14 protein-coding genes and 2 pseudogenes are annotated in these 21,657 nt (G+C 65.2%); 5 read left to right on the top strand and 11 right to left on the bottom strand.

Annotation, left to right across the window (positions count from 1 at the left end; all coding sequences use genetic code 11):
- Positions 1-16: 16 nt before the first annotated feature.
- The 5 genes from KME80_RS16375 to KME80_RS16355 all read right to left on the bottom strand — a co-directional run bounded on the left by KME80_RS16375 (position 17) and on the right by KME80_RS16355 (position 12,231).
- The gene (locus KME80_RS16375) at positions 17-1,807 is read right to left on the bottom strand and encodes a sensor histidine kinase (protein ID WP_219506028.1); all 1,791 of its coding nucleotides are present in this window, start codon (positions 1,805-1,807) and stop codon (positions 17-19) included.
- Positions 1,798-2,403, bottom strand: a complete 606-nt coding sequence (locus tag KME80_RS16370) for a response regulator transcription factor (RefSeq protein ID WP_219506026.1) — start codon at positions 2,401-2,403, stop codon at positions 1,798-1,800. The genes KME80_RS16375 and KME80_RS16370 overlap by 10 nt, the downstream gene beginning before the upstream one ends.
- Before the next feature lie 380 nt (positions 2,404-2,783).
- Complete coding sequence (gene fxlM, locus KME80_RS16365) at positions 2,784-4,010, bottom strand: methyltransferase, FxLD system (RefSeq protein ID WP_308125789.1); 1,227 nt, start codon at positions 4,008-4,010, stop codon at positions 2,784-2,786.
- Positions 4,011-4,075: 65 nt separating this feature from the next.
- A complete protein-coding gene (locus tag KME80_RS16360) occupies positions 4,076-4,786 on the bottom strand; it encodes a recombinase zinc ribbon domain-containing protein (RefSeq protein ID WP_219506024.1) in 711 nt (236 codons plus the stop codon).
- A 26-nt stretch (positions 4,787-4,812) separates the two neighbouring features.
- Positions 4,813-12,231 carry an RHS repeat-associated core domain-containing protein gene (locus KME80_RS16355; protein ID WP_219506022.1) on the bottom strand — a complete coding sequence of 2,473 codons (7,419 nt, stop codon included), beginning with the start codon at positions 12,229-12,231 and terminating at the stop codon, positions 4,813-4,815.
- A gap of 1,022 nt (positions 12,232-13,253) precedes the next feature.
- On the opposite strand from KME80_RS16355, the gene KME80_RS16350 reads away from it, so the two are divergent.
- Positions 13,254-13,808 (top strand): transposase, encoded by a 555-nt coding sequence (locus KME80_RS16350; protein ID WP_219506021.1) that lies wholly within the window; start codon positions 13,254-13,256, stop codon positions 13,806-13,808.
- On the opposite strand, the pseudogene KME80_RS16345 reads toward KME80_RS16350, so the two are convergent.
- Positions 13,711-14,318 (bottom strand): annotated as a pseudogene (locus KME80_RS16345) (IS3 family transposase); the annotation flags it as partial. The gene KME80_RS16350 and the pseudogene KME80_RS16345 sit on opposite strands and share 98 nt — an antisense overlap.
- An 84-nt stretch (positions 14,319-14,402) precedes the next feature.
- Entirely contained in the window at positions 14,403-14,915 is a 513-nt protein-coding gene (locus KME80_RS16340; RefSeq protein ID WP_219506017.1) for a hypothetical protein, read from the bottom strand.
- A 213-nt stretch (positions 14,916-15,128) separates the two neighbouring features.
- On the opposite strand from KME80_RS16340, the gene KME80_RS53190 reads away from it, so the two are divergent.
- Genes KME80_RS53190 through KME80_RS50320 form a run of 3 tightly spaced genes read left to right on the top strand, consistent with a single transcriptional unit; the run spans position 15,129 to position 16,540 of the window.
- On the top strand, positions 15,129-15,434 hold the full coding sequence (locus KME80_RS53190) for a helix-turn-helix domain-containing protein (protein WP_372455360.1): 306 nt from the start codon (positions 15,129-15,131) through the stop codon (positions 15,432-15,434).
- A gap of 54 nt (positions 15,435-15,488) precedes the next feature.
- Positions 15,489-15,992, top strand: a complete 504-nt coding sequence (locus tag KME80_RS50325) for a helix-turn-helix domain-containing protein (protein WP_308125788.1) — start codon at positions 15,489-15,491, stop codon at positions 15,990-15,992.
- A 59-nt stretch (positions 15,993-16,051) separates the two neighbouring features.
- Positions 16,052-16,540 carry an IS630 family transposase gene (locus KME80_RS50320; RefSeq protein WP_246645066.1) on the top strand — a complete coding sequence of 163 codons (489 nt, stop codon included), beginning with the start codon at positions 16,052-16,054 and terminating at the stop codon, positions 16,538-16,540.
- A gap of 70 nt (positions 16,541-16,610) precedes the next feature.
- On the opposite strand, the gene KME80_RS53185 is transcribed toward KME80_RS50320, so the two are convergent.
- From KME80_RS53185 to KME80_RS16315, 3 genes and pseudogenes are all read right to left on the bottom strand, one after another.
- Positions 16,611-16,811 (bottom strand): integrase core domain-containing protein, encoded by a 201-nt coding sequence (locus KME80_RS53185; protein WP_372455359.1) that lies wholly within the window; start codon positions 16,809-16,811, stop codon positions 16,611-16,613.
- A 286-nt stretch (positions 16,812-17,097) separates the two neighbouring features.
- Entirely contained in the window at positions 17,098-17,454 is a 357-nt protein-coding gene (locus tag KME80_RS16320) for a hypothetical protein (RefSeq protein WP_219506014.1), read from the bottom strand.
- A gap of 558 nt (positions 17,455-18,012) precedes the next feature.
- Positions 18,013-18,129 (bottom strand): annotated as a pseudogene (locus tag KME80_RS16315) (transposase); the annotation flags it as partial.
- Between the two features lie 1,427 nt (positions 18,130-19,556).
- On the opposite strand from KME80_RS16315, the gene KME80_RS16310 reads away from it, so the two are divergent.
- Positions 19,557-20,285 (top strand): hypothetical protein, encoded by a 729-nt coding sequence (locus KME80_RS16310; protein WP_219506012.1) that lies wholly within the window; start codon positions 19,557-19,559, stop codon positions 20,283-20,285.
- Between the two features lie 598 nt (positions 20,286-20,883).
- On the opposite strand, the gene KME80_RS16305 is transcribed toward KME80_RS16310, so the two are convergent.
- Complete coding sequence (locus tag KME80_RS16305; protein ID WP_308125794.1) at positions 20,884-21,564, bottom strand: RNaseH domain-containing protein; 681 nt, start codon at positions 21,562-21,564, stop codon at positions 20,884-20,886.
- Positions 21,565-21,657: the final 93 nt, after the last annotated feature.

Here is a 21,657-nt window from a genome sequence, read left to right as displayed (position 1 = left end):
GGCACAGTCGTCGGGCTCACCTCGTGGCCGTGAGATCTTCATGATCGACCGGGGCGCGGGCCAGGAGGTCGAATCGGTCGCCGGTCCGGCTGGTGGTGAGCTCCCCGCCGACGTCGGCCAGCCGGGCGCGCAGCCCGCGCAGCCCACTGCCGCCCTGATCGAGCACGGGGCCGACACCGTCGTTGGTCACCCGCAGCCGTGCGTGACCGTCCTCGGCGACGATCGCGATCAGGCACTCGCGAGGGGCGCTGTGCCGGAGCACGTTGGTGACGGCCTCGCGCAGCACCACCGCGAGCACGGGCCCCGCCCGCTCGGGCACAGGCGCGGCCTCGATCCGTACGGTCGCGCCCACCGACTCCAGCACGGCCCGGGCGGAGTCGATCTCGTCGGCCAGCGACAGGCGCCGGTCCGGGGTGCTCAGCCGGGCGGCATCGGCGCGCGCGGCCCGCGCCGCCTCGCTCACCCGTCCGACCTGTTCGGCCGCCCGTTCCGGCTCGGCGTCGAGCAGCCGCAGCGCGAGCTCGCCGTGCAGCACGACCGTCGTCAGCCCGCGGCCGAGCAGGTCGTGCACGTCCCGGCCCACGCGCAGCCGCTCGCGCAGGATGGCCACCTCGACGAGTTCGGCGCGGGTCCGGCGCAGCTCATTGACCAGGGCGACCAGCCGGGTCAGCCCATAGACGGCCAGCGCGGTGGCGAGGGCGCTGCAGAACTGGTACGGGGACACGACCGGCCAACCCTCGACGGCGGCGACCCCGCAGACGAGCAGGCACAGCGGCCACGACACGGCGGCCCGCACGTAGAGCAGGATGACCCCGACGAAATACCCGGAAACCATGATTCCGGATGATTCCCCGTGGACCAACGGCGCGTAGATGGTCAGCGCCTGCGCGGCAAGCGTCCACCGCCACCGCCTGGGCCGGCCGCCCGCGTGCAGCGCCGCCAGGTGCCAGAACTGCAGAGCGAACGTCACGGGCAGCAGGGCCAGGTAGCCGGCTTGCCCGGAGCCGGCATCGGCCAGCTCGTCGGCGACGAAGTTGAACACCGACTGCCCGATGAAGAGGCTGTGCGCGATGACCAGGATCGGCGTGGCCAGCCGCAGGATCCGCCGGTCGTCGTCGCGGGGCGGGACCGGCTCCTCGGTGCGCGGCAGCGACCGCAGCTGTTGCAGCGCTCCGCGCGCGACGGCGACGGCTTGGGAGATCGCGTTCCGCGTCGCCGCCGTGTCGCCCCGGAGCCGCGCCAGCCGCTCGACGGCCGACACGCTGCTCATGACCAGGCCGTGCACGTGTCCCCACAGGCGCAGCCGCTCCACCTCCGCGGCCTTGGCGGCCAGTTCGGACCGTTCCCGCTCGACCTGGTCCAGCAGGCGGGCGAGGTGGCTGAACCCGTACAGCATCAGGCCGGCGTTGAGCGGCGCGACGATCGCGTAGTAGACGTAGACGGCCGGCAGGCCGAGCGTGACCGCGATGGCACCCTCGACGACCGCGACCAGCCCGAAGACCGCCCAGGCGACAGGACCGCCCACCACGAGCAGCACCGAGCAGGCGACGAACCCGGAGCCGCCCGCCCGCCAGCTGTCCGCCTCGGCCAGCAGCGGCAGGTAGTTCAGCACGGCCTGCGCCGGCAGCAGAGCAGCCCACGGGCGCCGCCGGCCCGGCAGCGAGATCGGCAACTGGAGCGCGGCGACGCCGACGAGGCTCGCCAGAGTCAACGGCCCAGCGCCAGTCTCCTCCAGGTGAAAGGTCACCCGCACCAGGCACGACAGGATGACGAACGGAACGAGCAGGCGGGCGGGGCTCAGAGCCAACCCGCATCCTGGGCGATCCGGACGGCGTGCAGCCGGTTGCGGGCGTGCAGCGTGGTGACGATCGCAGTCAGGTAGTTGCGCACGGTGCCCGCCGACAGGAACAGCGCTGAGGCGATCTGTTCCACGTCCTCGCCCTCGGCGAACCGCCGCAGCACGTCGAGCTCGCGCGGCTTGAGCGGGCTCTCGACCGTCTCCAGCGCGGCCACGGCGAGCTGCGGATCGACCACCCGCTCACCCGCGGCGACCCGCCTGATGGCGTCGGCGAGCCGATCCGGCGGCGCGTCCTTGACCACGAACCCGGACACCTGGGCGGCGAACGCCCGCCGCACGCTGGCCGGCCGACCGAAGCTCGTCACGACCAGCACCCGGCATTGCGGCAGCCGCCTGCGTAACTCGGCGGCGGCGGTGAGCCCGTCGACGCCGGGCAGCTCCACGTCCACCACGGCCACGTCCGGCTCGTGCTCCAAGGCCAGCGGCACGATCTCGTCACCGGTCGCGGCCTCCGCGACCACCTCGATGTCGGATTCGAGGTCCAGCAGGGCGACCAGTGCGCCGCGCACCATGTGCATGTCCTCGGCGAGCAGAACCCGGATCATCCACCACCCCTACAGAAGGCCGCGCTTTCGCCCCATTTCTACCATCTCGTGAAATCTTCATTGTTGACCATGAAGCTTTCACGAGATCCGGGCCCGATCACGGGGGCGGATACCGGCGGCCTGTCCCCCCGGCGGAACATCCCGCAGCCAAGACTTCAGGGTGTCCATCCGCGAGAGAGTGATAACCGAAGGCCTTACGCACGCGCGCGTAGTGCCTCGCAAAGCTCCCGAAAGCACGGTAGGGCCGGGTTACCGTCGTCTTCGTGGACACCTCCCAGACCCCGCCCCTGATGGCGAACCCCAAAGCGCCCGGGCCAGTGCCGAAATGCTCAACTACAGATCACAGGGCTCTCCTCCACACGCGTGCTGCAGAGCCTGGTTCAGGTCCAGGTCATGACGAGTTGCGTGTGGCGCTTGCGGAAGACCCGGCCGATCGCCGGAGCCGCCACGGCCGCGTCGATCGGGTACAGGGTGAAGTCCGAGCCGGGATGAGCCCGCCACTCCCGGTCCCAGGACACAACCTCTGCGGCGAGTTGGCGGGCCAGGGCGTCGCCCTGGCGGCCGTGGCCGTAGGCACCGAGTTCGTAGCGGCGTTCCCCGCTCGTGCTGTCCTTGTGCTCGGGTCCCATGGTGAGGCAGGCGAAGCTGTCGGGCGTGATGAGGGCGGGGGTGAACCAGCGCATGGCTGGCGCGATACGGTCGCTGCCGCGCTCCGGGTCGGCCCAGATCACGCCGAAGGTCTCGGTCTGGGCCGCGACCCACAGGTGGAGGGTGTCGAACGGGTCGTCGTAGCCCACGGTGACGCCAGTCCAGTGTCCGGTCCGGTCGCCGTCCAGGGCCCGGTCGAGCGCCGCCACGTCGAGCCCCAAGCCGGCGCCCACCAGCAGGTTTACCGTCCTGTCGGCCAGCACAGCCAGATTCTCCTGGTGCGCGCCCGCGCCTTGAATGGGGATGAACCCGCACACCGTGGGATTCAGGCCGGCGAAATGCTCACCGTCGCGGACGAAGGTGAAGGAGCGGGTGAGCCCGCCAAAGCGCAGCGGGACAATCATCCGGCCGCCGGGAGCCAGCAGGTGGCCCCATGGGCAATCCCAGGCACCGATCGTGACGAGGATGACGTCGAACGGACCGAGGTCGTCGGCGGCGTACTCGGCATCTCCCAGCACCACTTTCACCTGCAGGTAGCCTGTCTCGGCGAGGAAGCGGGTGGCCCGCTCGGTGACGAACGGGTCGATGTCCACGCTGATCACCACCCCCTCGGGCCCGACGAGCTCGGCGATGAGAGCCGCGTTGTAACCGCCGCTGCCCACCTCGAGCACGCGCGCGCCCGGCCTCAGCTGCGCGGCCTCAAGCATCCCCGCTTGGAGCCACGGCGCGCTGATCGAGCTGGTCGCCTTCCCTTCCGCATTTCGCTTGGTGACGACCGTGTCACGGATGGAGTAGGCGGCGGAGACGGCGGCTTCGGGGGCGAACTTCTCGCGCGGCACCGCGGCGAAGGCGGCGGCGACCTCGGGCGAGCGGAGCACACCGCACGCTCTCAGTTCGGCGACCATGTCGGCGCGCAGGCGTTCAGGACATTCGACTCGTGACGCACTGTCCGATGGCACCTGCGCAATGCTATCTAGCGGCCGGCAGGTGTGCCGCCACCTCGCCGCCTACACTTACGGCATCTTCAGCAGGTCCTCAGTTTCGCCCGGAAACATACTGGTCGCCCACGTGAGCGCCCAGATTCGACCCTTGCCTCCACAGTTCGCTTGTCCGGGCGGTACGTGAGCTTGAGGCCGAGCTGCAGGTAGATTTCGGCCTTGTCGCCGGGGTCCGCCTCTCCGACGAGACTAACCACGTCGCCGATTTCCTCGATCACCGATCTGATCTCGGCGTCGTTGACGGACTGCACGACTGGGACGGCCTTCTGCCCTCTCTCCAAGTCGGCACCGTCGTGCTTGGCCCGGTTGTCCCAGGAGAAGATTTCGATTAGATCACCTCTGGTGTCCAGCGCGGATCGGTACTGGTTGAGCTTGCGGTCACACTGCGACAGCTGCTTCCTCAAGTCGAGCAGGGTTGCCTCTTCCGGGTCGATCGCCTGTTGGGTGATGGCTGCAATGGTGTGTTCGACCGCGTTCGGACCGAATGAGGTCGTCAGCCATCCATCGACTGCATCAAGGATCTTCGCCTCCTGCAGGTAGACGACCTTGGGATGGTCGAGGTCGTTGCTGCTGGCCTGCCGGCCGGCGAGACGGCACCGGTAGTAGGCCTGCTGGTTGTTCCAGCTGCCCTGCATCCGGCGCTCGCAGTACCCGCAGAACAGCACCCCTCGGAAGGCGTACGGCCGTCGAGTCTGGCGCGGACGATGGCTAAAAGTGCCCTTCGAGCGCTTGGCCACAAGCGGCTTAACCTGTATGGATGTGCCTACATTGGATCCGCTCCCCCACCACGCCCTGATCCAGCCGCCCTGGCCCTAATAACACTCGCAGGAAGCCTGCCGACGCTATAAAGCACATATGGTGAAATTCTGTAGTTCAGATTGGCTCTAGATAGATGTTCCTGATATGCACGGAAAGTCGTCAATTCCACTCGAACGCGATTTATACGATCGTAATAATCGACATTCCCACTACCGGTATACGCAAAGCGGCCGGAATGCTTGCTATCAAGATAGGTGAATGTTGCTCGATGTATAGCGGTTCCAACATAGGCCCGCGCAAGCCCGAAGTTTTTGTTCTTGATCGCATTATTGTACTCTCTGGTCTCATCCTGAGAGAGTTCTCGCATAATATATGCGTCTCCAAGCTTGAAGATTGCCTGCACGGCGTCACGAACCATTCGGGCCGATTGTATTGCGTTGCGATCATCAGGGTGTACGTTACCAACCGCCAGGACAACACCCATGGTCATGAGTGCTATATAGGCGAAAGACTTACCACAATCACGCCCTACATTCTCACAAAACCGTCTATCGATCTTGTCAAGAATATACTCGCGCGCCATATAGTTTTTATCTGCGAGGGCGGCACGTACACGCTCTTTTCCGATTTTTTTCGCTACGTCATTAATAGCATCTTGATACGCCTTGCGCCATTTGCGTTCCTCTTCTATTTTTTTAATACAGTACTTAGTCGAGTATGTCTTTTCGCAAGCTCGCATCTCTTGCGTTGGGCCCGTATCCGGATCTGCCATTGCCCCGGCTGCCCCACCGAGAGCCCATGCGTACCCACTCCACATCAGGGCTACATCAGCGTCGGTCATCGCCGGGTTCAAGAGATTTGCATAGGAGACGGCGTCTACGAACGCGTTACGGTCGCCGGCATCCATTTCCCAAAAACCATGCGGAGCGGTCATGCCGTTAGGCATCGTCCCCGTTCGCCTCGACTCCTCGTCACTCCCCCACCGCCACATCACACTCGGTAGATATACATACCTGTAGTAATAGTCAGGGTGGTCCTGGAAAAGGTTCGGTAGTCCATCGCCAATGCGCTGATTACTCCAAGCGTAGAGAGAGCCTCCGGAGGAATTGAAGGTCCATGATCCGCTTTGTCCCCAGGTGCCATGCGAGGACCATTCGGTTCCGGAGCTCCAGTCGATGGCGCCGCCGCTACTGGTGCCTCGAGTAGCGTGCCCGGTGGGGTCGATGCCAGTCAGGGGTGAGGCGTTGGCGTAGGTGTAGCGGTTGGCCTGGACGGACGGGCTCGGTGCCAGGGTCATGGTGTCGCGACTGATGAAGGTGCCGGTGCCGGGCTGGTACCAGCGGGCGTGCATGTTGACCTTGCCGGTGTCGGGGTCAGTGTATTCACCTTGGTAGCCGAGGTTGGTCTTGGTGCCGGTTTGTGTCGTGACGGCGCCGAAGGGGTCGTAGGCGGTGGAGGTGACCAATGCGGTGTTGAAGGTGGCGACCAGATCACCGTGCAAGTCGGACACGGCCGCCACAGCAGGACCGGCGCCTTCTTGGAGGCCGAGCAGGTCGCCGTGGGCGTCGCGTGCGTAGCGGGCTTGGACAGTGCCGCTGGCGCTGATGGCGGAGAGGGTGTTGCCGAGGCCGGAGTAGGTGAAGTTCTGGTTGCTGGTGCCGCGAATGCGTGAGGTGACGCGGTTGAGCGCGTCGTAGCTGTAGAGGCTGTCGCCGTCGGCTATGAGCCGGTCGAAGGCGTCGAAGGTGAACTGGGTGATGGTGCCGTTCTTGGTTTCGGTGGCGAGGGTGCCGCGCGGTGTGTAGGTGTAGGTGCTGCCGTCGCCGCTGGTGAGCCGGTTGCGCTCGTCGTAGGTGAACGTCTTGTCTCCGGCCTTTGTGCGATTGCCGGAGGCGTCCCACTCATACGCGGTGGTCGTGCCGCCGGGGGCGGTCCAGGAGGTCAGTCGTCCGGCATGGTCGTAGCCGTAGGTGTTGGTGCCGGCTCCGGCGGTACCGGTGGTGGTTTTGGTGGTGAGGTTGTCGTCGTCGTCCCACCCGTAGGTGATCTGGGCGAGCTGGGTGCCGGAGCCGTTCTTCAGCGTGTGACTGATCGGCCGGTTCATCGGGTCGTAGTCGAAGCTCTGAGTGCTGGCCTGACCCGTGGTGGAGGAGATGGACTTGAGGCGGCTGGCTTTGTCGTAGCCGTAGGTAAGGGTACGGCCGGTGACCGGATCGGTGGCGGTCTTCAGCCGGCTGGCGTTGTCCCAGGTGAACGCGGCGCTGCCAGCAGCGTCGACGCGCTGGGTGGGGTTGCCGAGGGCGTCGTAACCGTAGGAGGTCTGCTGGCTGCCGTCCTTGGAGACGGTGAGCGGCAAGCCGCGGTCGTTGTAAGCGACGGTCAGGTCGCCGGCAGCGGTCACTCGGCCGGCCAGGTCGTAACCGAAAGTCTTCTCCGCGGAGGTCGCGCCGCCACCTGCACCTGACTCGTGGGTGAGCCGGCCCAGGTGGTCGAAGGTGCGGTCGATGCGCACGCCGCCGGGCTGAATGGTGGCAGTCTGGTTTCCGGCGGCATCATAGAGGTGGGTCCAGGTGCGGTCGGCCAGGTTCGGATGGGGGGTGGTTGCCGGTTCGGTCACGGTCTCGGCCAGACCGAGACTGTTATAGCTGGTCCAGGTGGCGTTACCACGGCCATCGGTGAGCCGGGTACGGGCACCTGCGGCGTCGTAGCCGAAGCTGGTCGTGATCGACTCACCACTGCTCACGGGTTCCGTGAGTGAGGTGGCACGGTTCAGAGCGTCGAAAGTCTGGCGAGTGACGTGTCCTTCGGGCGAGGTCGCACTAGTTTGATTGCCGATAGCGTCATAGCCGAAGTTATAAGTACGTAGCACTGTGCCGCTGGCGTTGAGATTCTTGACGCTGGTCTGCCGACCGGCCAGGTCGTACTCGGTAACTGTCGTATTGCCAAGAGGGTCTGTCGCCTTGACCGGACGACCAACTAGGTCAAAGGTCATGGTGGTCGTGTTGGTCATGGGATCGGTAGCAGAGGTCACCTCACCAGCCGCGTTCACCACGAACGTACTAACCTTGTCCTCAGGCGCGACCTGCTTGACCAGACGGCCAGCATCGTCGTACTCCATCCTGGTGACATATGCCGCGGGGGCGGGATGACGCTCGATCTGAGTGACGGTGATCAGTCGGCCCAGATCGTCATAGGTGGCTTCGGAACGCGCTCCGGTCGGGTCGATCGTGGCCAGCGTCTCACCCGCCATATCGTATTCAGCGACTGACTTACCCGCGGTCTGGCCTTGCGGGGCGGGGTCGGTGACACGAACAGGGCGGCCGAGCTGATCGTACTCAAGGGATGTTACATAGCCACGCGGATCGGTCGTGGACACCAACAGGCCGGCCGCATTGTAGGCACGCTTGATGACTGGAACAATTTCTGCGCCCCCCGGCGGCGTGTAGGCGGGCGCTTTGGTGCTTAACAACCGTCCGGCCCTGTCGAATATAGAAATGGTCGTGCGGCCCTCAGCGTCTCGCTGATGCGTCTTGCCTCCCAGCGTGTCGTAGCCGATCAGCGTCGCCGGGCGGACCGAGCCTGCGGTGCCGTCTTTGTCAACTTGCACCTCAGGGGCGGTGGTTTCCACCAGCTGGTCGAGCGCGTCGTAGCGCATCGTGGTGGTGAAGTCGGCGGCGATGGCGCCGTCGCTATGGCCGCGCGGGTCGGTGATAGAGGTGACCAAGCCGCGCTCGTCATAGCCGATGCTGGAGACGATGTCCTGATCGCCGTTCTCGATCGTCTCCCGGGTGGGCTGGTTCAACTCGTTGTAGGCGAACGTGGTCGTCTCAGCGCGCGCTGTGCCGACGGCCGTGCGGGTGGCGCGGGTGACGTTGCCGTTGGGGTCGTAGACGTAGGCGGTGGTACGGGCCAGGCCACCCGGATCCAGCGTCTGCGACACCAGCCGGCTCGCCTCGTCATACTCGAACACGTTAATGGTGATGCCGTTGCCGGTCATCTGCTCGATCAGATTGCCTGCCGGATCGTACTCATCGGCCCGCATTACTACATCACGCGGTGTCGTGGAGCCGTTGAGCTTGGCGTCGTCGGCGATCTGCTCCTTGAGCCGGTTGTCCATCCAGTACACGGTGGTGGTCTTGCGGCCCATCGCGTCCACGCTGGCCGTCAGCCGGCCGCCAGGGTCGTATGCGTGTGATTCCAGCACCACGTCCTGCGCCGGCTGCGGGTTGACCGGGCTGCCCGTCCACCCCTTCAACGTCCGTGAGGTGAGCTCGCCACGCTTGCTGTAGCCGGACTCGATCACCGTGCCGCGCGGGTCGGTCACCGCGCTCATCCAGCCGCGCTCGTTCCACACCTGCCGGACGACGCCGCCCTCGGGATCGGTCACGGTTTCCTGGCGGCCGTGCGCATCGTAGGTGTAGGTGGTGACGCGGTCGGGGTCGCCGCCGGTCAGGTCGGCGAGCGTCTGGGTGAGCGTGCGGCCGTCGGCGTCGTAGGTGTAGCGGGTCTGCGCGGTGTGCGTGACGTCGCTGAGCTCGTTCTTCACCCCGGGCGCTGTGCTGGTGGTGATCCGGCCGCGGCCGTCGTAGGAGAACGTCGTCCGGGCGCCGCCGGGGAAGGCGTCCGAGATCCGGATGCTAGCGCTCAGGCGCCCGAGCACGTCGTATTCCAGCTTGGTGACCATCCCCTCGGGGTTGGTCTGTTCGGCCAGGTCGCCGGCCGCGGTGTATCGGTAGGACCAGTCGTTGCCACGCGCGTCGGTCTTGGTCTTGACCAGACCGGCCGGGGTGGTGCCGCCGCCGACCGCCGGCTCGCTGCCGTCGGTATAGGCGGTGCTCACGGTGCGCCCGTTGGGGAAGTCCTGCGTGGCCGGCGTGGTCTGCGAGGTCGGCTCGCCGTGGGCGTTGTAGGCAGTGGTGGTGGCGAAGGTGTTGTCGGTGTCACCGGCCGAGCGGCCGTCGCGGTAGGCGATCACCTGATCGTTGCGCGGGTCGAACGGATCGTCGGCGTTGAGGTAGTACTGCCAGAACTCGATCGCGCACTCCCCCGGCGCCCGGCAGTACTTGCGGCCGAGGTTGTTACCGCGCTCGTCCTGGTAGATGTCGTGCGCGATGTCGTTACGGTCGATGATCTTGGTGAGGAAGCCCGCCTGGTCGTACTCGTACCAGGTGGTGTGCCCGAGCTCGTCCGGAACACCGCGGACGCGGTAGCCGCGCCAGGCGTCATACAGGTAATCCAGGGTGTTGCCGTCCGGGTCGGTCACCGTGACCTGTGCCTCACCGGACTGCTGCTCGGTGGCGATGTCGCCGATCTGCCAGGTGCCGCCGTGCTGGTCGGTGTGCGTGGCGATCCGGTCGCTCTTGTCGTTGTAGGTGTTGGAGGCCCACACCATCCCGGACGGCAGCGTGATCGACGACAGCTGGTGCGACGCCGCCGTGCGCGCCGCGTAATGACGGCCTACCTCGCCGGCAGTCAGCAGCCGGTCGTAGACGGCAACCTCGTCCACCAGACCGGCCAGCCCGCCCACCGTGGTGACAGGCCGATTCTGCGTGCCGGAGATGGTCTCGCTCAGCGTGCCGACGACTGCCCCGTCCAGATACAAGGTCTGCACGTTCCCGGCGACGGTGAGTACCGCGTGATGCCAGGCGCCGTCGTTGACCGGCGCGGTCGACGTGATCGGCGTGGAGGTCGGCTGGTAGGAGCTGCGCAGCTTGCCGTCGGCGCCGACCCCGAACACCTCCTGCTTGGCAGCGCCGGGGGCGGTGCGCAGCGACATGACCGTCCCGCCGGAGCTGGTCTTGAACCACGCCTCCAGGGACGCCGACGTGCCGATCTTCGGCACGATCCCCTCCGGAAGCCGCACGCCAGTGCTGGCAGCCAGACCGACCGCGCCGTCGGAGGTGCCTTCCAGCGCGCCCGGCTGAGCCCGTACGGCGGTGGCGTCATACGTCGCATCGCCCGCGCCCGAGCCCAGGTCGATCGCCTTGCCGGTGGCCTCGCCGAGCCGCCAGTACCCGTACGGATCGGAGTCCAGCACACTGCTGCGATACAGCGACCCGCCGCCGTAGGCGTAGCTGGTGCAGTTCGGCGCGGCCACCGGCGCGCACACCTGCGTCAGCCGGCCCGCGTCATACACATACGTCCACGTCAACGGCTGACCGTCCACGGCGTCGCTGGACACCGACGCCACCTGGCCGCCCTGCCACGTGAACGTCATCGTCCGCCCGCCCACCCCGGCGATCGACGCCAGCTTGCCGGCCGCGTCGTAGGTCAGCGTCTGGCTGCGGTCACGCCGGTCGGTGATCTCGGTCAGCCGGCCCGCCGCGTCGAACCGGTAGCTGGTCGCGGCCTTGTCCATCAGCCGCCACGTCCCGCCGCTCTCCTGCGCCAAGGTCGCGTACGTGCCGGGCGGCGGCTGGAAACTCCCATCGCCGTTAGCACGGAAGCGCATCAGCCGCCCGTCCGGGTAGGTCACCAGCGCCGACGTCGACTCCCCGCGCACCTCCTTGACGATCTTCATGTCCCAGCGCGTCGACCAGCCCGCCCCGAACATGCCGTCCGTGCGCGTGTCCAGGCTGTTGTAGGTACGCACCACCGACAGCGGCGGCCCCACCGTCGCCACCTGCAAATCGGTGAACGAGGCGGTGTAGTTGCCGGTCTGCTGATTGAACTCCTGCCCACCGGTGCCCGGAGTGGCCAGCAGCGCACTCAGCCGCGGCTGCCGCACACCGGTGGTGAACGTCAAAAGCGGCGAAGTCGTGGTCGACAAGTCGGAAGAGTCCCGGACGGTGACCTTCCACCAGTACTGCTTGCCCCACGACAGCTTCCCCGCCGGCACCGCCCACTCGTTGCGGTTGCCCGCCACAAACCCGGAGGTGAAACACCCGGTGCCGGACATGGACTCAACGTCACACACCCGGAACCGGTACGACACCGCGTAGTTGCCATTGCTGCTCGCACCCCACGCCCGCAACGTCGGCGTCAGCGAATCGACCAGATACCCCTGCTGCGGATACACACCCATCAGCGCCGGAACAGCCAGCACCGACCGCTCGGCAGCTTCCGCCTTCCGCACCCCCGCAGGCAGACCATCCCCTGCCGGCTCCGAAGCCGAATCCTGGATCCGGTCCTCAGCCGGAACCGCCCCCTTCGGCGGCTTCACCTCCGACTTCCAGCCGCTCTCCGGCACCGCCGCGGCCGCAACCTTCGCCGTCGGCAGCAACGACGGGAACCCGGCCGCGGTCCCGGCCATCTGCTTCGGAATGACGGGCGAGGCCGCAACATCATTCGCCACCAACGTGTCCGTCAAAACGGCCGTCGCGGCAGCCGCAGGCAACGCCTGCACCATCAGCAAGCCCGGCGCCATACCGGCCAACGCGGCAACGATCCCGGCTGAACGACGCCATGACAAAACCTGGCGCATGCGCCACCACACTCCGAACCACAACGGACACCCGTCAGGGCGTCAGACGTCGCTCTCCGCCGCAGCAGAACGCGCCATTTACGACGGAACGGCTCGGAGCTGATCACTTCCACCGTCAAGGTAAAGAATCGTGATCAGTCAGACAAGACACGCGAATGTCACAAATAGGAAACCACTCCCATTGTGCGGTAACGCTGCGTCATCAACGCAGGAGCCGCAGAGAGGGTGAGCCGTCACGGATACGATCTCGCGGGACCATGTCCGCCAGCTGAGACGGTCGAGTAGCGACTCCTCCGGCATACTCGGCAGTCGGAACGTCATCAGCCACGATGAACCGACGTAGAGACGTTCGTCGAACATGGCGCATGGACTTTCAAGCGGCAAATCTGGCCCAGCCCTGGGACACCCCGGTCACGGAGGATGGAGGCGACCACGAGCACGCCATACAGGCGAGCACGCAGGCAACGCTTGGCGTCAGCTACGCCTTGCCCTGCGGGGCGGCGCCGACACCTGGCCTCGACCAAACCATAGTCGCTCCTACCGGCCAGGCGTTTCCTGCTCTCGGTCTGTCGCTATGCCGCTGGGCCGGATCCTGGGCGGCCGTTTTGCTTCGCTGCGGCTGCTGCTGCGCTCGCTCCTGCCGTTCCCGTCTGGCCCGGGCACGCGCCCGGGGCCAGACTCAGCGGTCTGGGATCGATGGGCTCATCGTCTGCAGGAGGAAGCCACGCCTCCTTCGCCGGCCAGGCGCCGGCCCTGATCGCGCTTTCCGCGTCAAACATCGTGACGCGCATAGGCATTGTGCTCCTGCCCCCGGGCGACCGCCTGGGTCTTGCGTCGGCAGGCCAGCTCGGCTTCCTGAGCATGCCGGCGAAGGGCTTCTGCGGCCACCTCGGAAGTGGCGGCCAGTAGCTCCCTAGGAATGTCCTAAAGATCTCGGTGGGCTGGCCAGGTGGGATCTCGGGGTTCAGACTCGGGTCATGATGGGTCGTTGGAAGGTTCCGTCCGGCCCTGAGGTGTGGGTCGTGTGCCGCGAGATGATCCCGGCCGGGAGCGTGTTCGCGTTCCTGGCCGAGCACCGGCGGAGGCTGTTCCCACCGGAGACGTTCGCGGACATGTACGCGCCGGTCAATGGGCGTCCGTCGGTGCCGCCGGAGCTGCTGGCCACGGTGGTGGTGCTGCAAACGCTGCACGGGTTGTCGGATGAGGAGGCGGTCGGGGCGCTGCCGTTCGATCTGTGGTGGAAGGCCGCTTGCGGGCTGGGCCTGTATGATCAGGGGTTCGATCCGTCGCTGTTGACGTCTTTCCGGCGTCGGCTGGCCCGTTCGCCGGATCCGAACCGGATCTTTGCGATCGTGCGCACCGTGGTGGAGCAGACCGGGGTGCCGGCCGGCCGGACGCGGCGGACGCTGGATTCGGCGGTGCTGGTGGATGCGGTCGCCACCCAGGACGAGGGCTTCCCCGTGAGCGTGGACACCGATTTCAGGCGGCAGACTTCAGGCTATCTGCCGTCTTCTCGTAGTCGATCGGGCTCAGCTGGCCGAGACGCGAGTGCCGCCGGACCGTGCTGTAGCGGGTGATCCAACGGAACACGGCCAGGCGGGCGGTGCGGGCGTCGGGCCAGTGGTGAGCACCCGCAGCGTCTCGCGTTTCAGACTCGCGTTGAAGGACTCGGCCGCCGCATTGTCAGCACTGGTGCCCACCGCGCTACGCAAGCGGGTGACGCCGAGCCGCCGGCAGGCCCGCGCGAACTCCTGCGAGCAGTACTGCGCCCCGTTATCGCTGTGAAACACCGCGCCGTCCAGACGGCCGCCGCAGGTGTGCGCAGCGGCCCGCAACGCCTCGACGACCAGCTCGGTGCGCATGTGGTCGGCGATCGACCAGCCCACAAGCCAGCGCGAATACAGGTCCACGACCGTGGCCAGGTAGAGGAACCGGCCACCGCCGACGGGCAGATAGGTGATATGGCCGACGTAGCGGGTGTTCGGCTGCGCCGCGGCACCGCCGCCAACGACCGCTGGCTCCACCACCGCGCCGCCGCCCTCAACCTCCGCCGCCTGGTCAACCTCGGACTCACCCACACCAACGACATCTGGACCCTCGTCCCGATCACCCCATAACAAGAGGGTGAGCCAGCTCATGCCGACCCACTAACCAAGATCTTCAGGACATTCCTAGACGGAGATCCTGCAATAGATCATCTGATCAGCCTTCTGGGCGCGCTGCGCGAGACCTCTCAGTCCCGTGATCACTTCCAGTAGGTACCCTGCAGCTGGAGGCATTCTGGCGAACTCCTCTATCTGCTCCCACTGCTGGACGATGTCGTTTAGATCGGCGCTGGGGATAGTGGCCAAGGTGTCGCGAACGTCCACCGGAAGTTCCTCGATGTTTGGGCCCTCCAAGTATGGGGAGGTCTCTGGAAGAGCGTCCCACTCCTCGTCTGTCGTTGGCGCCCCGTCGGGTGCCGGATAGACAGTGACCGTCTGGGTCGAATCCGAGTCGAACGGGATCCCTTTCGCTAGGGCAACCAGCTTCCCAAGGATCACCACAGGATCGATCCACTTAGCGGCGATGGCATCGAAGAGAGGCGCGTCTGCCATTGGATTCGTGACAGCGCGGGGACTGTCCGGCCTCAGCACAGCCGACTCTCGGTCGACTGCTCGATAGTAGTCATAGAAGACTCCCATTTGACCCCCAGGTGGCGGCGCACGTTGTGTCGATATCGTCGCCAGAATACTGGAAACGATCTGAAGACGTGCTGACGGGGCTGAGGGTGCATCACATCGTGAGACGGAGGGTGATTAGGGATGTAATGCCACGGACCCGGGCAGGTTCCCTCGGTGATTGGCTCTCCGCCGCTGGCGGTGCCGCGCTGACCGTCGTCAACGACAGCGAGCGGGATGGGTTTGGCCAGGCTTGTCATAGAGGGTCCCGCATCCAGTGTCATCCGCCTGAAAGTCGCCAGCAAAATCCGTATGGTGTTGGTTGTGGCGCATCCAGGACCGTCCGCAGCGGAGATCCACTTATCGGAGCGTGAGCGGGCTCGGCTGATCGGTATGTCAGCGGAGTCGTCGAGGGTGGCGGTACGGGCGCGGATCGTACTGGCGTGTGCAGGGCCGGGGATCAGCACCGCGCAGGTGGCGTTGGATCTAGGCCTGGCAAAGAGCGCGGTGCGCAAGTGGCGTGCGGCCTTCGCCCGAGGTTGACTGGAGGCGCTGGCCAATGACGTGCGCACGGGCCGGCCCAAGGCGGAGCTGACAGTGTCGCAGGGCGAGCGGGCGGTGCTGCAGCGATGGGCGGGGCGGGCCAAGTCCGCGCAGGTTCTGGCGATGCGCGCGAAGATCGTGCTGGGATGCGCGGACAGCAAGGACAACAAGCAGATCGCTGCTGAGTTGCGGGTGCGTCCGGACACGGTCTCCAAGTGGCGCCATCGGTTCCTGCGCCTGCGGCTGGACGGGCTGAACGATGAGGCGCGCCCGGGCCGCGCGCCGTCGATCAGCCTGGACCAGGTCGAGCAGGTGGTGGTGGCCATACTGGAGGAGACGCCGGCCGGCGCCACCCACTGGACCCGCGCCTCGATGGCGCGGCGCAGCGGACTGCCGGAGTCGACGATCGGCCGGATCTGGCGGGCATTCGACCTCAAGCCGCACCGCACGACGACGTTCAAGCTGTCGACCGATCCGCTGTTCGCGCCAGAAGGTCGTCAACGTAGTCCGGCTGTATCACGACCCGCCCGAACGCGCGGTGGTGCTGTGCGTCGATGAGAAGTCGCAGATCCAGGCGCTGGACCGCTCCCAGCCGGTGACGGGCGATGATGCCGGGCATGCCGGAGCGGCGCACCCACGACTACGTTCGTCATGGCATCACCAGCCTGTTCGCCGCCTTCAACATCGCCGACGGGACCGTCATCGGCGAACTGCACCGCCAGCACCGCGCCGCCGAGTTCAAGAAGTTCCTCGTCACCATCGACAAGACCGTGCCGGCCGAGCTGGATGTCCATCTGATCTGCGACAACTACGGCACCCACAAGACGCCGGCGATCAGGGCATGGCTGGCCCGGCATCCCCGCTTCCACATGCATTTCACTCCGACCGGTTCTTCCTGGATCAATCAAGTTGAGCGCTGGTTCGGCTACCTAACATTGGGCGACACAATGTCACCCTTAGAAGTCTCGGGAGGTGGCGAAGGAAGGCGGCCACCAGCGTCCCTGCCACCAAAGGAACGTCCATCATGTCCAGTCTCCCCAACACGTTGCCGTGCTCGGCCTGGCCGCTCTGATGGGCCTGGCCATGCCATCCGCCACGGCCTGTAGGGCATCAAAACTCGCGCGTGTGGTTGAGCTGTGGATTCGCCGACCGAGCTATGCGGCTCGGCGGTACTCGTTAATCACCCCTTCGGGTATTCCGTGGCACTCGATCCGACCCTTCCATCGGCACCACCACATGCTCATCGTGATCGGGTGGTCGTTGTCCACGAGCTTGATGCGGCCGATGCGCGTTGTAGTGATCGCGATACTCGTTCAGGACCGAGCGCAGGTGACGTTCGCTGTAGATCAGCATGCGGTCGGTGCACTCGGCTCGCACCGTCCGACACCTGGTCACAGCACCAGCAGCACTTGCGCCAGTACAACGCACAGCGTCGGCACGCCACCGGTAGGTCCCTCGGGTGAGTGGTCACCAATTCTTCGCTGGCAAGGTGTACCACCGGCCCGCCCTGCCTCCGCTCATCAGCCTGGCTCGTCATCTGAGCATCGCGAAGGTCAGGTGGTCGAGTTCAATCGCCCTGATCGGCAGCGCTACGGAACGGCACGGTTCCATAAGTGGCACACCTGTACTTCTTAGATGGAGCAACCCAGACCCGGGACAGAGATCACCAATCGAACGATCGAGGGCTGACCGCCCGATCCGAGGTGGGCTTCTCAGAACTGCAGTAGATTTCGACGATCGCCGCTATCGCCTTGTGGATACTTTCCTTATCATGCCCTGACGGTTGGCCAAGCCGGGCTGTGAGCTTCTCGGCCAATTCAGCGGAAAGCTCCCCTAGCGGCTCACCAGCAAGAAGCTGGGCGAGCGTCTTCAACAATCGCACAACCGCGTCGCCTTCATACCAATTCAGCAGAGGCGTCTCTAGCGGTTGCTCCCGCCGGGCACTGTCGACCTGTGCGGCCAGCAGGTCGGCTAGCTCTAGGCGCGCGTAGCGCATCAGCGGACTGTCTGGGATCGCCATGACATCGAAGGTACCGGCTATCTCCGAACCGTGCTGTCGAACGAATGATGAGTCAGGGCGCGCAGCTCGTCCATGTCCGTCTTGCAGGGATCCGAGTAGTAGCAACATCGGCGCCCCAAGGTGAAGGACGCCGACAGCAGGTACGGTTATCCTCCAAAGAACAGCGGCTCGGGCATATGTGGCGCTATATCTGACAGGACAAACATCAGCGTGGTCAGCATAAAATCACCTCCTGCATACGGAAGCGGCATTTAGTAACAATTCAAGAGATCCCACCTCTCTTGCAAATCGACTCGCCGACAGCGCTCTTCTCCTACACAGATACGGCAGCTTGATCGCTACTTCAGGCATCGAATATCGGCGGTCCCGCGACCGATGCCCCTGTGACCTCGTTCCATCGCCGGCGGCAAACAGCTCTCGGTGTTGACGGCGTCGCCGCCAGGGCGGCCAGTGCAAGGCATGTTCGGGCTGAGGTCCTGGCTGCGACGGGGCAAAACGAGGATGCGTAGGAGGTCAACTCAACGGAACCGCCTTATGGATCGGGCGTCGACGCTCGCCCTAGATGGCGTTGTTGGAGTAGATGGCCTTGCGGATCTCGACGTCGAAGGCCGGGAAGGTCACGAACTGCGCCAAACCGCTGTGCCACAGGCGCAAGATGACCGGGCACTTCTGCTCCCAGACCTCGAGAACTCATAGACCCCCTTCAGTGCCGCCCCTGGTCGGGCGGTGTCGAAGGGCTTGAGCGCAACCGATCTTGCCTCAGTCCCGGCGGGCGGCGTACCTGAAAGGGCCGCGCAGCAGGTGGATCACGCCCCTGGACGTTGGCGCACGGCTGGACACCTCCACCATCTGGGACAGACCCAGCACACAAGCTTGAGCGTAATCAGCAGGCTGTACGCCAGCTACTACCGCCCTCAAGCCACGGCGTCGGCACTCAAGCCCGACGGCCGCCGTCACCCCGAACCGGTGACCGAAGCACCAGCCATGCGCCGGAACCGTACCGACGAGCAACCAGCGAGCAACCACCGGCGCGACTCGACCTCACCCGAGGATCTCCAAGAACCAAGAAACCCCAGCTCAGCGCACTGAACTGGGATTTCCGTGATGGTGCGCCGCCAGGGACTCGAACCCCGGACCCGCTGATTAAGAGTCAGTGGCTCTTGTGTCAGGCCATACCGCAATGCGCTTCCTTGTAACGCTACGTTCCTTTTCGTCGTTCGCGAAATGCCCCGAAATGCCACCGCGTGGTCACGGGTACCGATGGCCGAAGAGCAACCACCGAGCAACCGACCGGCAATTACGCGACCTTGACCGTTCGGTTCGCCCACGAAGAGCTCCGTGCCTGAAGAGGGTCTTGGCTGGCTTGGAGAGTCCAAGGCCAAGTCGTCGACCAGGGTACTGATCGGGGTTCGTTCCAACGGCTCCAGGGACCGATTGCGTTCAAGGACGGCTACCGCGAGTTCAGCAAGTCCTGGGCGGACCTCATATATGCAACTGCGCCCCACCGAGGGCTCCGGCCAACAGCAATCGCACTTCTATGTATGACGAGCACCCTCTGGATGACTTGCCGCACCGACGTGCGCACGCTCGTGCAGCTCACAGTCGTTGTGTCCTGGGTGTTCTGGAAACAGCACGCAGAGTGGACAGCTGCGCGGTCAAAGTGCGGCCATAATCCATCAACAGGTCGGGCAGTCGGTGATAGTGCCTCCACGGTATGGCGGTCTCGGCCTTTAGCGCGGCAACATCGTCGTCCTTCGCAAGGTCGAACCGTCCGTCCTCCAGCTCGACGACTCGGGCGTAGGCGCGCCGAGCGGCGTCCACAGCGTCGGATACCCGCCTCAACGCCTCCCTCACCGTAGGCGGCGCACCGGATCTCGGTCAGGGCCTGGATTTAAACTGTTGGTCTCGGGCAGCGGCAGGCATCTGGTGGTCGGTTCGGGAGGGTTGTCGTTGCGCTAAACCTCATGCTCGGGTTAGGTAAAGAGGCAGCCTGCGGTCTCGATTCTAAGGCGCAGGCCGCTTGCTGGTGCACCTCCATGGGTTGGGAGAGCCTTCAGGTATAACCCGCAAACTCGGACGCAGGTGCCCCTATGGTCGTAGTTATGGTTGACCTCACGAAGTACGAGCGGCGCGGCGACTTCGACGCACCATTCGAACTGACCAGAAAACACGAGCGTGCCCAGAAGGAGTCCGAGCGTATCCGCGAAGCGGTGCGGTGCGATATCGGTCCGTTGACGTGGGAGGCCTACATTGCGGGCGAGCCATGTCCCGGTTGCGGTCTTCCGTATCGAGACGAGGAGCCATGGGAATCCAAGGGCACCATGTACTTCACAGAGGAAGAGCGCGTCCGCTACGACGCTGAGGAGGCCCGGTTCAGAGAGGTGCACGGCGACTGTCAGGCGATACGCCACTCGGTCTCGGGATCGCTGACCATGCACTGCGGCAAGTGTTGCCCGTCACCGCCACTCTCGCCACGACAGATCGAGGATCTTGGCCGAATTCTCGGCTCTCCAAAGCAGCCCCATGAACTGATGCGATGGCGCCTCCGGTTGTACTGCGGCCACGTCGTGGAGAAGCAATCGCATTACACACACAAGACGCTTCACTCGGCGTTCACAGGTTCCACGTCGTGCCCTGAGTGCGGCCTCGATCCGGCGACCATCGTGGACGGTGAGGCCATCGGCCTCGTGAAGGAGCCACCTGGCGTAGCGAAGCGGGTGCCTGCCGAGTCGCCTCGCCGTCCCACTGCGACCCGGAAGCCCACGAGAGCTGAGTTGGAGGCGAAGGTTCGCGAATTGGAGGCGGAGATAGAGCGGCTTCGCGGTTCGTAACGGCCGAAACGACTCGGCGACTCGCTCAGGGGCTAATGGACCGGATGGGCGTCCTGCCATCGCCCGGCCGTCGGGAGGGCGATGCTTGCGCAGGGCCCCTGATCCAGGCGGATGCCCGTCATATCCTGTGGGATCTTTTCGGCTCCTTCCGTCGGCCCTGCTGACTATCAGGCGCATCGACGACCGCGAGCGCCCCGAGGAGATCTACAGGCTGGCACGACTCATGTCTCGCAGCAGTGCGACTAAAGGATCCAGGAGGCGCAGCGGGAGATCGGCCGGTACTTCGACCGATGGTCATCAGGACCGATCCGCCGGATCACGTTTACCGATCCTGCCGATGGGCTGACGCAGATGAGTGAGCTGATGCGTCCTGGCGCACACCCACCACTGCCGATCCCTTTAAAGGAAATTTCACTATTCCACGATAAGACCATCCTCAATTGTGGCTTCACCGATGGCATCCGCCTACGCGTCGAGAAGTACCGCGCTGCGCCGGAGGTGGGCGTAATCAAGGTCATCTGCTGGGGCGCATGCAGGTGTGAGGAGTAGCGGGTGTCAATCCCTCCCCTCCAGGCATCACGGTCGGCGCATTTCGCGATTATTCGTCGGCAGCTTCGTCTTCCTGATCCTCGGGCGGCGCCGACCGCCGGTACTGGGGATGGTCGAGGTCCATCTGCTTCGCTGCATGCAGAGGCACGGGGTAGCGGGAACGATCGGACCAGGCGATGGTCTGATGACACAGGCGCGCGCTCGCCCGCGCGAGCATCGTCTGGTCGACCCCGTTAGCGACACCGACCGGGTAGATCTCGGTTGCCGTGATGGCCCACCACGGGGTCTTGAGCTCGTTCGTCTCCCGCTCTCCCTCATCGCCAGCCTTGCCGGGATCAGCGTCCCAGCGAGTGATGGTTTTGCCCAGGTCTCCGCCCTTTGCCTGGTAGTTGCGCGGAATGTTGAAGAGGATCCAGAAGGGGTTTCCGAAGTCCACCTCGGCCCGGTGCAGCTTGGCTGATGCGAAAAGGATTGACTCCTTCTCGGTGGCCGGGTCGCTCTCACGGGCAACAGGAACGTACTGGGGCACCTCGTCCGGGGCAACGTTCATCCGGATGACAGCGCTCGGTTTCTTGCGTGGTGCGTTCTTGCCTTTGCCGTACCCGGGCAGCCAGGTGCGCGGATCGGTGATGTCGTCTTCCTGGTAGCTCTGGTTCTCATTGTGCAGACCCGTCCACATTCGCCGGCAGGCGTGCCCTGGGCTTGATCCGGTTTGACGGACATCCGAGATCAGGGGTTCGTCCCGGGAAGGATGTCCATGATGGAGAGCATGGGGAAGAAGAAGCCGCGTCCTCGCCGCTCGTTCACGCCGGAGTTCAAGGCC

Source organism: Nonomuraea ceibae, assembly GCF_019396325.1.
In the GTDB taxonomy this organism is placed as follows: Bacteria; Actinomycetota; Actinomycetes; order Streptosporangiales; family Streptosporangiaceae; genus Nonomuraea; species Nonomuraea ceibae.
The sequence above is the reverse complement of the archived record's forward strand: the minus strand, read 5'-3'. Positions and strand labels throughout refer to the sequence as shown.

Coding starts and splice junctions, on each gene's coding strand:
- KME80_RS16340 (WP_219506017.1), bottom strand. CDS start 14,915: ATGGGAGTCTTCTATGACTACTATCGAGCAGTCGACCGAGAGTCGGCT.
- KME80_RS16355 (WP_219506022.1), bottom strand. CDS start 12,231: ATGCGCCAGGTTTTGTCATGGCGTCGTTCAGCCGGGATCGTTGCCGCG.
- KME80_RS16310 (WP_219506012.1), top strand. CDS start 19,557: ATGGTTGACCTCACGAAGTACGAGCGGCGCGGCGACTTCGACGCACCA.
- KME80_RS50320 (WP_246645066.1), top strand. CDS start 16,052: ATGCCGGAGCGGCGCACCCACGACTACGTTCGTCATGGCATCACCAGC.
- KME80_RS16320 (WP_219506014.1), bottom strand. CDS start 17,454: ATGGCGATCCCAGACAGTCCGCTGATGCGCTACGCGCGCCTAGAGCTA.
- KME80_RS53190 (WP_372455360.1), top strand. CDS start 15,129: ATGGGTTTGGCCAGGCTTGTCATAGAGGGTCCCGCATCCAGTGTCATC.
- KME80_RS16370 (WP_219506026.1), bottom strand. CDS start 2,403: ATGATCCGGGTTCTGCTCGCCGAGGACATGCACATGGTGCGCGGCGCA.